The 13203-nt window shown below is 50.6% G+C and carries 13 protein-coding genes; all 13 read left to right on the forward strand.

What is annotated here, in order from left to right:
* Positions 1–7 precede the first annotated feature (7 nt).
* Entirely contained in the window at positions 8–1486 is a 1479-nt protein-coding gene (locus Thiosp_RS06255) for an undecaprenyl-phosphate glucose phosphotransferase (protein ID WP_323696887.1), read from the forward strand.
* Positions 1476–2486: a GDP-L-fucose synthase gene (fcl, locus tag Thiosp_RS06260; RefSeq protein WP_323696888.1), complete on the forward strand. Its 1011-nt coding sequence runs from the start codon at positions 1476–1478 to the stop codon at positions 2484–2486. The genes Thiosp_RS06255 and fcl overlap by 11 nt, the downstream gene beginning before the upstream one ends.
* A gap of 13 nt (positions 2487–2499) precedes the next feature.
* On the forward strand, positions 2500–3591 hold the full coding sequence (gene gmd, locus Thiosp_RS06265) for a GDP-mannose 4,6-dehydratase (RefSeq protein WP_323696889.1): 1092 nt from the start codon (positions 2500–2502) through the stop codon (positions 3589–3591).
* 369 nt (positions 3592–3960) lie between these two features.
* The gene (locus tag Thiosp_RS06270) at positions 3961–4674 is read left to right on the forward strand and encodes an FkbM family methyltransferase (RefSeq protein WP_323696890.1); all 714 of its coding nucleotides are present in this window, start codon (positions 3961–3963) and stop codon (positions 4672–4674) included.
* Between the two features lie 353 nt (positions 4675–5027).
* Entirely contained in the window at positions 5028–5948 is a 921-nt protein-coding gene (locus tag Thiosp_RS06275; RefSeq protein WP_323696891.1) for a class I SAM-dependent methyltransferase, read from the forward strand.
* Positions 5945–7444: an oligosaccharide flippase family protein gene (locus tag Thiosp_RS06280; protein ID WP_323696892.1), complete on the forward strand. Its 1500-nt coding sequence runs from the start codon at positions 5945–5947 to the stop codon at positions 7442–7444. The genes Thiosp_RS06275 and Thiosp_RS06280 overlap by 4 nt, the downstream gene beginning before the upstream one ends.
* A gap of 188 nt (positions 7445–7632) precedes the next feature.
* Entirely contained in the window at positions 7633–7977 is a 345-nt protein-coding gene (locus Thiosp_RS24655; protein WP_407702786.1) for an acyltransferase, read from the forward strand.
* Between the two features lie 81 nt (positions 7978–8058).
* Positions 8059–9219: a glycosyltransferase family 4 protein gene (locus tag Thiosp_RS06285; protein ID WP_323696893.1), complete on the forward strand. Its 1161-nt coding sequence runs from the start codon at positions 8059–8061 to the stop codon at positions 9217–9219.
* Positions 9220–9516: 297 nt separating this feature from the next.
* Positions 9517–10524, forward strand: coding sequence for a hypothetical protein (locus Thiosp_RS06290; RefSeq protein ID WP_323696894.1), 1008 nt, complete (start codon positions 9517–9519; stop codon positions 10522–10524).
* Positions 10525–10669: 145 nt separating this feature from the next.
* Complete coding sequence (locus Thiosp_RS06295) at positions 10670–11509, forward strand: hypothetical protein (RefSeq protein WP_323696895.1); 840 nt, start codon at positions 10670–10672, stop codon at positions 11507–11509.
* A 92-nt stretch (positions 11510–11601) separates the two neighbouring features.
* On the forward strand, positions 11602–12354 hold the full coding sequence (locus tag Thiosp_RS06300) for a glycosyltransferase family 2 protein (RefSeq protein ID WP_323696896.1): 753 nt from the start codon (positions 11602–11604) through the stop codon (positions 12352–12354).
* Between the two features lie 344 nt (positions 12355–12698).
* A complete protein-coding gene (locus Thiosp_RS06305; protein WP_323696897.1) occupies positions 12699–12860 on the forward strand; it encodes a hypothetical protein in 162 nt (53 codons plus the stop codon).
* 54 nt (positions 12861–12914) lie between these two features.
* Positions 12915–13202 carry a DNA methylase gene (locus Thiosp_RS06310; RefSeq protein WP_323696898.1) on the forward strand — a complete coding sequence of 96 codons (288 nt, stop codon included), beginning with the start codon at positions 12915–12917 and terminating at the stop codon, positions 13200–13202.
* Position 13203: the final 1 nt, after the last annotated feature.

The raw sequence follows: 13203 nt of genomic DNA on the forward strand, positions 1-13203 counted from the left end.
TGAGTTAATGGAATCATCGGAGACGGCTGCAACAGCAACATTGATACCGCTAGAGCGCTCGGCAGCCAAAAGCTCATTTATCAAACGGCCGAACTACCAGATGTTTGCGGCCGATTTCGTCGCCCTGCCGCTGACAGCTCTGCTGTGCTATCTCGTGCTCTACCTGGTGCATTTCGAGGAGGTTTTTGAAGGTCACATCTATTATGCGGGCGCAGTCGCCCTCGCAATGGTCGCCTTCGGCTTCTACGGCTTCACGGCTGGTCTCTACGATTGGCGGCAACACCACGAGACGATTAAACGGCCTTTCACCTCTTTCGGCATGCTGCTGTGGACCTTCGCGACCCTGCTGGCAGTCGGCTTTATTCTTAAGGTTTCCAGCAACTTCTCCCGCCTATGGGTGGGCAGTTGGTTCGCCGCCTTCGCTGCCTATCTGCTTGTCAGCCGAGTGTTCTTGGTATGGTACCTGTCCCGTTTGCCGTATGAGGCAATCCGTCATCGCAACGCCATTATCCTCGGCGCCGGTGAGCAGGGGCATAAGGTGCTCGAGCATATCAAGCGCTTTAAAGGGCACGGCTTGCATGTCGTTGGCTTTGTCGATGACCGCGGCAGCCGCCTGCCGGAGAACCCAACCGATCTGCCAATCATCGGCTGCACCAAGTGCATCGATGTTCTGGTCAAGGAGTATGGCGTCGATCTGGTCATCATCGCCATGCCCTGGTCCGCCTATGCCCGCATCAAGGAGCTCCTGGAAAAACTCGCCAATTGGGCCGTGGACATCTTTATGGCTCCGGACCACCTCGGGCTGCTGTATGCCGATCGGCCCGTCTACCGCATTGGCGGCATGCATGTGCTCAGCCTGAAAGACCGCCCCATCAGCGAGTGGTCCGCGCTCGTCAAGCGGATCGAAGACCTGGCCGTCGCCATTCCGGCCGTCATTCTCCTCTCTCCGCTGCTTGCCCTCACCGCGCTGGCCATCAAGCTCGAATCCAAAGGGCCAGTGCTCTTCGTGCAGGAGCGCTTCGGCTTTCATAACGAGCTGATCAGAGTCTATAAGTTCCGGTCAATGTACACCGATAGGACCGACAGTAACGCAGAAACTCTGGCAACCCGCAACGACCCGCGCGTAACCCGGGTAGGACGCTTTATCCGCTGCACGAGCATTGACGAATTGCCCCAAATCTTTAACGTCATCAACGGCACCATGTCGATCGTTGGGCCGCGCCCCCACGCCACCCTCGCCAAGGCCGGCGACCGGCTTTATCAAGAAGCCGTCGACATCTACGCCAGCCGCCACCGCGTCAAGCCCGGCATCACCGGCTGGGCCCAATGCAACGGCTGGCGCGGAGAGACGGATACGGAGAAAAAAATCGTCAAGCGTGTCGAGCACGACCTCTACTATATCGACAACTGGAGCATCTTCCTCGATATCATGATTATCATCAAAACATTTGGCCAGGTGTTTTGGAAGGACAAAAATGCATACTGACCACAATCAGCCAATAGCTTGCGCGAATAACGGCCATTCAAGTAAACGCATTTTCGTTGCCGGTCACCGGGGCATGGTCGGATCGGCCATCGTGCGCAATCTGCAAGCGGCCGGCCAAGATGAGATCATTACTCGGGGCCGCAACGCACTCGACCTGACCGACAGCGCGGTGGTCGAAGACTTCTTCGCGTCCACCAAGCCCACCCAGGTCTACCTGGCCGCAGCCAAGGTTGGCGGTATCTGGGCCAATGACCATTACCCGGCTGAATTCATTCACAGCAACCTGAGCATTGCTTCCAACGTCATCCATTCCGCCTGGCGACATGGTACCGAGCGCCTGCTGTTCCTCGGCAGCTCCTGCATCTACCCGCGCCTGGCCCCCCAGCCAATGGCCGAGGACGCCCTGCTGAGCGGCCCGCTTGAACCAACGAATGAGCCCTATGCCATCGCCAAGATCGCCGGCATCAAGCTGTGCGAGTCCTACAACCGCCAGTATGGCACGGACTACCGCAGCGTCATGCCGACCAACCTCTATGGCCCCGGCGACAACTTCGACCTAGAAAACAGCCACGTCATCCCCGCGTTGCTGCGCAAGTTTCATGATGCCAAGCAGGCCGGCGCCGCCTCGGTCGACATCTGGGGCACCGGTGCGCCCAAACGCGAATTCCTCCATGTCGACGACATGGCTGCCGCCTGTCTGTATGTAATGAACCTCCCAACGGAAGGCTACCAGGCCCACACCCCGCCGCGCCTGTCACACATCAACGTCGGCACCGGGCAGGACATCAGCATCCGCGAGCTAGCCGAGACCGTCCGCGAGGTGGTTGGCTTTGCCGGTGAACTGCGCTTCGACACCAGCAAGCCCGACGGCCCGCCGCGCAAGCTACTGGATGTCTCCCGCCTGCGCGATCTCGGCTGGCAAGCCGGCACCGGCCTGCGCGATGGGCTGCAACAGACCTACGCCTGGTTTTTGGAGCACCAGGACAATTTCCGTCACTAATTGGCACACACGCATGACCAAAAAAACCGCGTTAATCACCGGTGTCACTGGCCAGGACGGCGCCTACCTCTCCGAGCTACTGCTGGACAAGGGCTACGAGGTGCACGGCATCAAACGCCGTTCCTCGCTGTTCAACACCGACCGCATCGACCACCTCTACCAAGACCCACACGCGGCGGACCGGCGCTTCATCCTGCACCACGGCGACATGACCGATTCCTCCAGCCTGATCCGCATCGTCCAGCAGGTGCAGCCGGATGAAATCTACAACCTGGCCGCCCAAAGCCATGTCGCCGTCTCTTTCGAGGAACCCGAATACACCGCCGACTCCGACGGCCTCGGCACCCTGCGCCTGCTGGAGGCCATCCGCATCCTGGGGTTGGAGCAGAAAACCCGCTTCTACCAAGCCTCCACCTCCGAACTCTACGGCCAGGTGCAGGAAATTCCCCAGCGCGAAACCACGCCCTTCTACCCGCGCTCGCCCTACGCGGTGGCCAAGCTCTACGCCTACTGGATCGTCGTCAACTATCGCGAAGCCTATGGCCTCTATGCCTGCAACGGCATCCTGTTCAACCACGAGAGCCCCATCCGCGGCGAGACCTTCGTCACCCGCAAGATCACCCGCGCGCTCGCGCGCATCAAGCTTGGCCTGCAAGCGCGGCTCTATCTTGGCAATCTGGATGCCAAGCGCGACTGGGGCCATGCGCGTGACTATGTGCAAATGCAATGGCTGATGTTGCAGCAGGACGCGCCCGAGGACTATGTGATCGCCACCGGCGAGCAACATTCAGTCCGCGATTTTGTCGCTCTGGCGGCGCGTGACATCGGCATCAATATCGGTTGGGAAGGGCAGGGCGTCGAAGAAAAAGGCTATGACCAGGCCACTGGCGCCTGCATCGTCGCCGTGGATCCGCGCTACTTTCGCCCCAGCGAGGTCGAGACCCTGCTCGGCGACCCCGGCAAGGCGCGTGAGCAGCTCGGCTGGACGCCCCGGATCAGCTTTGGCGACTTGGTCAGCGAAATGATGCGCGAGGACCTGCGCGCAGCCGAGCGCGACAAACTCTGCCGACGCGAAGGCTTCACCACACTGAGTCACAACGAATAGCGCCGCATGACCACGCCGCCCCGCATACTGATCCTGTCGCACTGCTACTGGCCCGAAAAGGCCGGCAGCGCCCCATCCAGTGCAGAAAATTGCCGAGGCGTTAACCCTGCTTGCGCTGCGCTGGGCCATGCCGGCATACTTGCGCTGATTTCCGGTGGTGGATGATCTGCAATCCGCACTGCGCAAAGAAATCGAACGTAACGCTGATGACCACGGACAACTAGGATGATGAACTCATGAGATTCACTGTGATCTACCATTTTTCTGAAATTCATGCCGATAAGGCCGCAGGATTTTGGCTCAGGTTATGGCCTAAGCCCGTCTAGCTGCAGCGCGCATTTTCTTCATCTGTTTTTGACGAGATTCAGCATGTATCTAAAGCCACTACCCGGCCTTTTCTTAGAAGTTCGTCGAGTATCGACTCAATCTAACTCAACGTGCCAACTTGTTACGGCCTTGCAGTCTTTTGATATTGATTTGATTTTTGATGTTGGCGCAAACCGCGGTCAATTTGGACTTGATCTCCGACGATTTGGCTACAACAAACATATCGTAAGCTTTGAACCGCTTTCCATCCCTCATAACATAGCCACGCAAAACGCCGACAAAGATCAATCATGGTATGTCCATGAACGAACAGCTATCGGGGATACCGATGGTGAAATCGAGGTCAAAGTCAGCAATAACTCTTATTCGTCGAGCATTTTGCAAATAACCGATACGCATTGTGATGCAGCGAAAAACTCCGAATATGTTGGAACTGAGCGAACCCCAATTCTGAGGCTCGATAGCGTTGCGCCGCTTTACTTAGATCGTGGCCAGAACCCTTTACTCAAAATCGATACGCAGGGTTATGAATGGCAGGTTCTTGACGGAGCATCAGAAACACTTCCCAAGATTCGTGGCATTTTGTGTGAGTTATCCTTTGTATCACTCTATCAGGGTTCGCGACTTTGGACCGATGTTGTTCAAAGATTGGAGAAAGAGGGTTTCAAGCTCTGGGCACTCTCGCAGGAATTTATACATCCCGATACAGGGCGTACTCTCCAAAGTAACGGTCTTTTTTTTAGAACACACTATTGACGAGGATGATTATCTTTTGTCAGTTATGTGAAATTGCTCAGTTCTTTGTAAAGCCAATGACCGAAGCGCGACAAGCCCTTTTGATAATACTCCCTTGAATATGCTTTATAATAAGAGATCTGGAGCTTTGGCGTATTTCGGAGGCCGCGCGGGTAGGTAGGGGGAGTTTTCGAGGGGCTTTCCCGTTTTGACACAACCCCCACCGAACTTTCATTACTCCGAGTGAAACCACTGCTGAAGAGGGCATTACATGAACGGCAAAACTTCAGTAAAAGACTAAAGACCATGAAAAATCTTTTCCAAAATTATAGGCTAGACGGTAAGATTGTTTTTTTTGAAGCGGTATTCTTACGGTGAACAAGGAGCATTTAACATCCGCTTGCCCTGATTGCAACGGGCAAGCTTTCATAATAGGTTCACTCCCGGCTTCAAATCTTTTCGCAGGAAAGATACTTGGAAACCCATTGCCAGGCGGTAATCTCTATAAGTGCAGCGTCTGTCACTTAGGCTTTCGTTGGCCACAAAAATCAAAGCGTGAACTGGATCTTCTGTATGCTAACGGTGAACATGAAACATGGTCTAAAAACTCTGATCGACGGCGTGATTGGCAGAAAGCACGCGACTGGTTAGGCACCAATATGGCACGGGGTTCAAGTGTACTCGACATTGGTTGTTTCGATGGCGGTTTCCTTGAACCGCTTACAACTGTATTTCGTTGTTTTGGTGTTGAAATAAATTCACAAGCAAGGAGCCGCGCAGAGGCTCAAGGGATAATGACCGCAGGAAAAGATCTGGCCGAGTTAGCGGGAACGTTTGACTGCATTACAGCTTTTGACATAATTGAGCATGTTCAATCGCCACGGATATTCTTGGAGTCTTGTTTTGCCAGGATAAAACCAGGCGGTCGAATCCTCTTGTCCACTGGTAATCTTGAGAGTCGATCTTTTCGTTTTATGCGAAGCCGTTACTATTATTGTGCAAAACCCGAACATATTGCGTTTATTAGTCCAGAATGGATGGAAGGCTGCGCCAAAACACTCGGGCTTAAAATTGAGCATGTCGCTTTTTACAGCCATGTCAAAGCTACGTCGCTGAAGAAGACAAAGGAGATCTTGATAAACGTTAGCTATCGTATTTTGCCGGCACTTATCCGGTGGGCCCGGATGAAAGGGCTTAGTGCGAAAGATACCAGGCGCTTTCCGGTACTCGCTGATTATCCGCCATCGTGGACTTCAGCAAATGACCATTTCCTTGTAGTACTCCGCAAACCGTGACGCTCATACTTGCCCGAAACGCTGTTGCCAACATCCTGCAGATGTTGATAAGCGCAGTGATGCTATTCGCTTTGTATCGATACATTAATGAGGCACTTGGCACGGCTACGCTTGGGATCTGGTCTGTAGTCCTCGCAACGGCGTCGGCTTCGAGAATTGTCGATCTAGGAGTGAGTGCTTCCGTTACTCGGTTCGTTGCGAAAGATCTCGCGAGGAATCGCCCAGATGGTGCGGCCCTAGCTACGGAAACCGCCTTGCTTTCTCTAGTGGCCGTTCTTGTCGTTGCGTTGCCCATGCTGTATTTTCCGTTAGCCAGCATGTTGTCTGTTCTTTTCGAAGGCTTCGAAAAAGAAAAGGCGATCCTTATCTTGCCTTACGCGCTGATCTCTCTGTTTTTGACGATCGTGGCCTCGATTTTCCAATCGGGACTTGACGGTTGTCAACGGATGGAACTTAGGGCTGGAGTAGTTCTTGTTGGCCAGACAGTGATGCTTGCTTTGGCTTTTTGGCTGGTACCGGAGCTTGGTCTTCTAGGATTAGCCTGGGCACAAATTGGGCAAGGCGCTTTCCTAGCAGTCGCAGGGTGGTTACTATTGCGCGGCGAATTATCCTGCTTGTCGTGCTTGCCGCATCGGTGGTCTTGGCCGAAACTTCGCGAGATGCTCAGCTATGGAATAAATCTTCAGATCGCAACCGTCTTCATTCTTCTGGCTGATCCTTTAGCTAAAGCATTGATCGTGCATTTCGGTAACTCTACCGCCGCGGGCACTTTTGAAATGGCCAATCAAGTAGTCCTTAAAGTTCGGGCGCTAGTCGTGGCGGCGAACAAGGCTGTCATACCGAGAATTGCTGAATTAGTAGAAAATTCGCCGGAAGCACTAGACTCTTACTACCGTGTCAATATGCAGATCTTGGCACTCAGTGCTATCCCAGTATTTGCATTTCTTCAGGTTTGGAGCGGCACTGTTAGCTGGCTGCTGTTAGGTTGTGTCGACCAGTTTTTCCTGTTCGCATTTCAACTGACATGTCTTGGATGGTTTATTAATATCTTTTCCGGTCCTGCATATTTTGCCAACATGGGAACGGGTGAAGTCGGTTGGAATACCATTTCGCACATTGTAACGGCAGCAGTAACTACATCAATGGGCTGGAGCTTAGGGCGAACATTCGGTGCGGAAGGTGTCTTGTGGGCTTACGCCGCAGGTTTAACAGCAGGAACTCTCTGGCTAATAATCACGCACCAACGCCGTAAACGGATTAAGCTAGGGGATCTTGACCTTGCGGGTACTGGTTTAGTCCCCTTGACAGGTGTGTTTGCAGTATTGGCGGCCTCCTTGATGTGGGGTGGATCTATACATGGGGATGGAAATTTTATCACCGCGTTCGTCGTTGTAAGCTGTTCTTCATTTTTGGTTGTCGCTGTCGCATGGATAAACCCAATACGCGACCAACTTTGGTTTCAAGCTAAAACACAACTGACAAGAGATAGTTCATGAAGACCGTCACACGAGAATTATTCGTGGCACTGCTAGTACCCCCTATGCGAATAGCTTACAGGGTTTCACGTTTCCTGCGATTCAGAGCGATCAGCATAACAATTCGGCAGGCATGGTGGCGGGCTCGCTTGGCTCAACTCGGCCCAGGTTCGGAGATTTATCCTAACGTAACCATATACGGATCTAGTATGGTATCGATAGGCGCAAATTGTTCGATTAGTGATTACGTACACATATGGGGGGGCGGCGTTGTAACCATAGGCAATAATGTATTGATCGCTACTCACACTGTAATAACATCGTTGACGCACGACAAATCGGCGTCGTGCTTTCGCGATACTCTAATCAAACAACCTGTTCAGATCGAAGACAACGTCTGGATCTGTTCGGGCGCAAGAATTTTATCCGGAGTCACCGTCGGCAGTGGTAGTATCATTGGTGCCGCCTCAGTGGTCACGAAGGACGTTCCACCTAACAGCATTGTTATGGGCGTTCCCGGTCGGGTGGTAGCTACGGTATCTATTTGCTCCTGATATTTTGCTCTTTCGTTGATTATGACCATCCTTTAACAATCGACGGGATGATGGATTTAGGAATGATAGGTAGTCTAATTTATGAGAGCTTTGCGCATCGCATATCTAATTGAGAGTGCCGACGCTGGTGCTGGGCGGCATGTCACCGATCTTGCGCGAGGCGTGGCAGACCAAGGTCACGATGTCTGTGTTATTTGGTCTCCAGTACGTTCGGGACCAGGTTTCGTCGCACGTCTGGAGTGCTTAAATACGGTTACAAACTACGCGCTCCCTATCCAGCGATCAGTAGGTATACATGATCTGCAAAGCCTCCGCGCACTTGCGAAGTTGTTGACCTCCATCGGTCCTTTTGATGTTCTACACGGACATAGCTCTAAGGCGGGAGCTTTGATGCGATTGTTACCATCAAGAATACCAGGGATTCGTGTATATACACCGCATGCATTCCGTTCGATGGATCCTACGCTAAATCCATTTTCAAGAACTGCTATCGCAATTGCAGAATATATACTGGCCCTGAGGTGCGATAAAATTGTCGTTTTGTGCCAGAAGGAGTTTGAAACAGCGCGACAACTCGCAATTCCAGAATCGAAACTAGTTATTATTCAAAACGGTTGTGATACTCCGGAGTTACCATCACGTTCTAATGCGAGAAGGGAACTGGGCTTGAATGAAGAGGATATTGTCCTTGGTTTCGTTGGGCGCTTTACGCATCAGAAAGCGCCCGAACGCCTTATTGACGCGTTAAAGTATATTGAGAATCCGAATGTTAAATGTGTTCTGGTTGGTGACGGGGATCTGGAAGAAACGTTAAAGCGACAAGTATGTGCTCTAGGCTTGTCAAACCGAGTTCTCTTTGCCGGGTCTCGGAGTGGACAATTGGCGATGCCTGCTTTTGACATTCTAGTTATTCCAAGCCGATATGAGTCAGCACCGTACGTGCTACTTGAAGCGTTTCATGCCGGCATTCCCGTTGTGTCAACTCCAACAGGAAATGCCGAAGACCTAATAGAAGACGGTTTCAATGGGCGGATTGCGTCGGAAAGTAACGACGCGAAAAGTTGGGGATCTTTATTGACAAAAATGCTATTACCGGAAACATTGGTGAAGCTACGGAAACATGCGCAAGAAAGGCGACAGGTAGTTACAGTTGAAGACATGGTAAGTAATACTATGGGGTTATATAAGAACACGATCTACGAAATCGGTAATAGACGTAGAAGGCGCTCAAAATTTCTTTAGATATGGAGCATCTTTAGTAATTTTTTTGGCTAATGTTCAATATCTCATTTCCACATATTCGTCTGGCGTATTTTTTAGTAATCGCTTATGTCTTCGATGAAATATTAAACTGGGCGTTACCGAATAATATTTCAGGAGCCTTCGCTTTAATAGCGCTAGCGTTAATTGCTCTGTTGACAAAGTCAAATCAACTAAAATTGTCGATTTATGACTTTGCTTTGATCTTTATCGTTTTCTTTTTTTTCTGGCCTAGCGTTCTTGTCAGGACAAGGGTGTAACCTTGAGGCTAAGGGCCTCTTGTCTCTAACGTTGTTGTTATTTCTTGTTTTGGCAATGCGTATATTTCCCCCTTCTGTGCTTATTGTTGATGACAAGTTGTCTCGCCTCCTTCTTGCAAGTATTTCAGGTTTTTTATTGCTTGCAGCAGCGAAAGTGAGTATTTATTTTTACCTTTATGGATGGCCGCGCTATTCAGATCCGTACTCAGAACCGTCTCATCTGGCGCTTTACTTATTACCGCTTATAATTTATCGGCTAACTGGAAGACTAACCGACGTTTGGTCTTGGCTAGCAGTCGCGTTGGCTATGCTATTTGCTCCTTCCACAACACTTGTGATAGGACTTGTTTTGTTACTTATTGTCATCGTAATCCAAGGCGGTCTTTCTTTTAAGAAGGCAATAACTATTTTTTTTAGCGTTAGCCTAGCGTACGTTCTAAGCCAGTTCGATTTATTTGATACATCGCACTATACTGATCGTATTCGGGGGGTAATGCAATCAGGCAGCCCAATTTATATTAATACTAGTTCTTTAATTTGGCTTAACGGTTGGTCGCAGGCTCAAGAGTCATTAGTCGGTACTTTTGGGCTAGGCACTGGCTTTAATCAGATGGGCTGCGGAAGATTTGCGTTTTCTGGTATCTTTTCGTGGCAAATGCTCGTTGGTAACGGGTTATTATTGAACACTGAGAATGGATCTTTTACGGCTGCAAAGATCATTGCAGAATTGGGGATCGCAGGGGTTATTATTGTTTTTTTTCTGACTATTCTATCGGTGCGCTCGATATTGAAGGTCAGAACCGTAAAGATATACGATGTGAGTGATACGCAGGGGGACCTTAGGAATATTGTGTCTAGAGCGCGAGCGACCGCCGGTGTTTGCATTCTCATTTTTCTCTACATTAGAAATCCGGGTTATTTTCAGTTACCATTGATAACAGCTCTTTCGTTGCTTTTTATTAGGGCGACAGATGTTATAAAAATGGGCCACCGCAGTCAGTCATTCAATCAAATGAAAGAATGTTAGCCTCCCAATAACACTTGGGATAAAGGCAAAGAAAAAAATGAATTTTAGACTTTAAGAGAAGAGGACTTGAACTGTGCATGGCTTATTGCAGAAGGGTATTCTAGTTACCGGTTCTCATCGATCCGGTTCGACCTGGGTTGGGAAGATGCTAGCGTTGTCCCCTGAAGTCGGATATATTCACGAGCCATTCAATCCTGAACATCGACCCGGAGTTTGTAAGGCAAAATTCGAGTACTGGTTTACATACGTTTGTGACCAAAACGAGTCTCTTTTTATTGATGATTTCAGGCGCACGCTCTGTTTTGATTATGGATTTTCAAGAGAAATGGCGTCGGTAAAGTCACTTAAAGATTTTTTGCGTCTTTTTCGTGATTATGGGCTTTTTTTATTGTACAAATCACAGGCAAGGCGGCCGTTAGTAAAAGATCCTATTGCTTTATTTTCTACAGAATGGCTAGTCGACCGGTTCGCTATGAATCCCGTTATACTAGTTAGGCATCCTGCAGCCTTCGCTGGGAGCTTAAAAAAGGCGGGGTGGTTTTACCCTTTTAAGGATTTTATCATCCAGCCACTTTTAATGGAACGATATCTAGAGTCGTATCGGCTGTCTATTAATAAACAGATTTTCGAATCGAAGGATATTATTGGACAAGCAATTTTGCTGTGGAATCTTTTTCATGCAGTAATTCTCGAATTTAGGAATCTCCATTCGGAATGGATATTTCTAAAGCATGAAGACTTGTCGCGAGATCCTGTTGAAAAACTTCAGAAATTGTTTCATTCGCTAGAATTAGAGTTCCCAGAGGAAGCAAACAAATTGATTCATCGCTCAACCTCTGGAGAAGGAGGTGTGAATCAGTTCAAGAGAAATAGTCGATCAAACATTTTTGAATGGAAAAAAAGATTATCGGCGCGTGAGGTGGAACGAATTCATCGCGGAACGAATCATATTTCAAAACATTTTTATACTGATGATGAGTGGTAGTAATTTTTTACCTTTGTCCGGTTCGTTGTAACGAATCTTTTCTTAAGAAATTCTTGGGTTGACAAAGTTGTCAGAAAGGAGGGATTAAATTTATGCGGAATACGCGGACTCCTTTGGTATCGATTATTACAAGTACGTTAAATTCGGCAGCTTTGTTGAGCGTTACCTTGGGTGCGCTGGCAGATGATGTTGGCCGATTTGCGGAGCACATTATAATTGATGGGAATTCTTCGGATAATACGCGTGATATTGTGCAGCGAGCAGGTGAACGAGTACGTTTTTTCATATCTGAACCTGACCAAGGTATTTACGACGCTTGGAATAAAGGTGTACGCGCTGCACGGGGCACCTATCTTGCCTTCGTTGGCGCCGGGGATTTTTACGTGAATAATGGATTGTCGCTGCTTGTAGATAGTGCGATGAAGAATCAGGAAGCAGAATTTATTAGCTCTAAAATGGCGATTGTTCGCGATGGTAGTATCCTTAGAGAGTTTGGTCAGCATTGGAATTGGAATGAATTCCGACGCAACATGAAAACTGCCCATGCTGGATCTTTGCATAAACGGGTGCTTTTTGATCGCTATGGATTATTTGACCCTTCGTACCGTATAGCCGGAGACTACGAATTCCTGCTTCGTGCCGGTCCCAGGTTGGCAACAGCCTATGTCGATGCCGTTACTGTGCATATGGCTGCAGACGGGGTCAGTCATCACAGCCTGCGGCTATACCAGGAGGTTGAGCGCGCCAAGCTTCAGCATCGCACGGTTTCGGCTTGGTTGGCGCGTGTGGATCGGCGAGTCGCCGAGGCAAAACGGATCATTCGCCGCGTCGCCGGGCTGCCTTAATAGGTGTCGTTTCGCCTGAATTGGCGTCCTAAGGTGATCAGGAAGTTTTGTAGTTTAAGATATTGGTAACTACTCACCCCCTTACATCTCGAACTACCCCACACCGCCGCGCTGATCGCTTGACATCATAGCGGCAGCGACCTATGCTGTGGGTCCAAGACAGTGAGACGGACCGAGAGCATGGGCAGTTACTTTGGCTCGAAGGCCACCTCCGGGTTGTGTCAGCCAATCATCGCGCTGATGCCCCCGCATGACACCTACATCGAAACGCATCTCGGCGGCGGGGCGATTATGCAACGCAAGCCCCCGGCCTTGCGCAACATTGCCATCGAGCGCAATGCCGGGTGTTGGAGCGGTTCCGCTGCGACTATCCGGTGGAGCGCGTCCATGGCTGCGCGCATGCGTTTCTCGCCGCTTACCCCTTCAGCGGCCGCGAGCTCATCTACAGCGACCCGCCTTATCTTCATAGCACGCGCCGCTCCTCGCGGCGCTACCGCTACGATTAGAGCGAGCAAGATCACCGCGACCTGCTCGCCCTGCTCCGGTCTTTACCCTGCGCGGTGATCCTCTCCGGCTATCCCTCGGACCTCTACGACCAACAGCTCGGCGACTGGCAGAGCCTGGAATTACAGGTGATGAACCACGCCGGAGTGCGCACCGAGAAGCTGTGGTTGAATTTCACCCCCGAGCGTCTGCACTGGGCGCGCTATGCGGGGAAGAACTTCACCGACCGCCAGCGCATCAAACGCAAAGCCGAGACCTGGGCGCGGCGCTATCACGCCATGCCCCCGGCGGAGCGCTTGGCGGTGCTGGGGGCTGTGATGGCGGTAGAGGCCGAGCGCGCCTGAG

The sequence above is a fragment of the Thiorhodovibrio litoralis genome, from assembly GCF_033954455.1.
GTDB lineage: Bacteria > Pseudomonadota > Gammaproteobacteria > Chromatiales > Chromatiaceae > Thiorhodovibrio > Thiorhodovibrio litoralis.

Bases quoted from the DNA above. Each gene is read 5' to 3' on its own strand.
- Thiosp_RS06255 (WP_323696887.1), top strand. From the start codon at position 8: ATGGAATCATCGGAGACGGCTGCAACAGCAACATTGATACCGCTAGAG.
- fcl (WP_323696888.1), top strand. From the start codon at position 1,476: ATGCATACTGACCACAATCAGCCAATAGCTTGCGCGAATAACGGCCAT.
- gmd (WP_323696889.1), top strand. From the start codon at position 2,500: ATGACCAAAAAAACCGCGTTAATCACCGGTGTCACTGGCCAGGACGGC.
- Thiosp_RS06270 (WP_323696890.1), top strand. From the start codon at position 3,961: ATGTATCTAAAGCCACTACCCGGCCTTTTCTTAGAAGTTCGTCGAGTA.
- Thiosp_RS24655 (WP_407702786.1), top strand. From the start codon at position 7,633: ATGGTATCGATAGGCGCAAATTGTTCGATTAGTGATTACGTACACATA.
- Thiosp_RS06285 (WP_323696893.1), top strand. From the start codon at position 8,059: ATGAGAGCTTTGCGCATCGCATATCTAATTGAGAGTGCCGACGCTGGT.
- Thiosp_RS06295 (WP_323696895.1), top strand. From the start codon at position 10,670: ATGCTAGCGTTGTCCCCTGAAGTCGGATATATTCACGAGCCATTCAAT.
- Thiosp_RS06300 (WP_323696896.1), top strand. From the start codon at position 11,602: ATGCGGAATACGCGGACTCCTTTGGTATCGATTATTACAAGTACGTTA.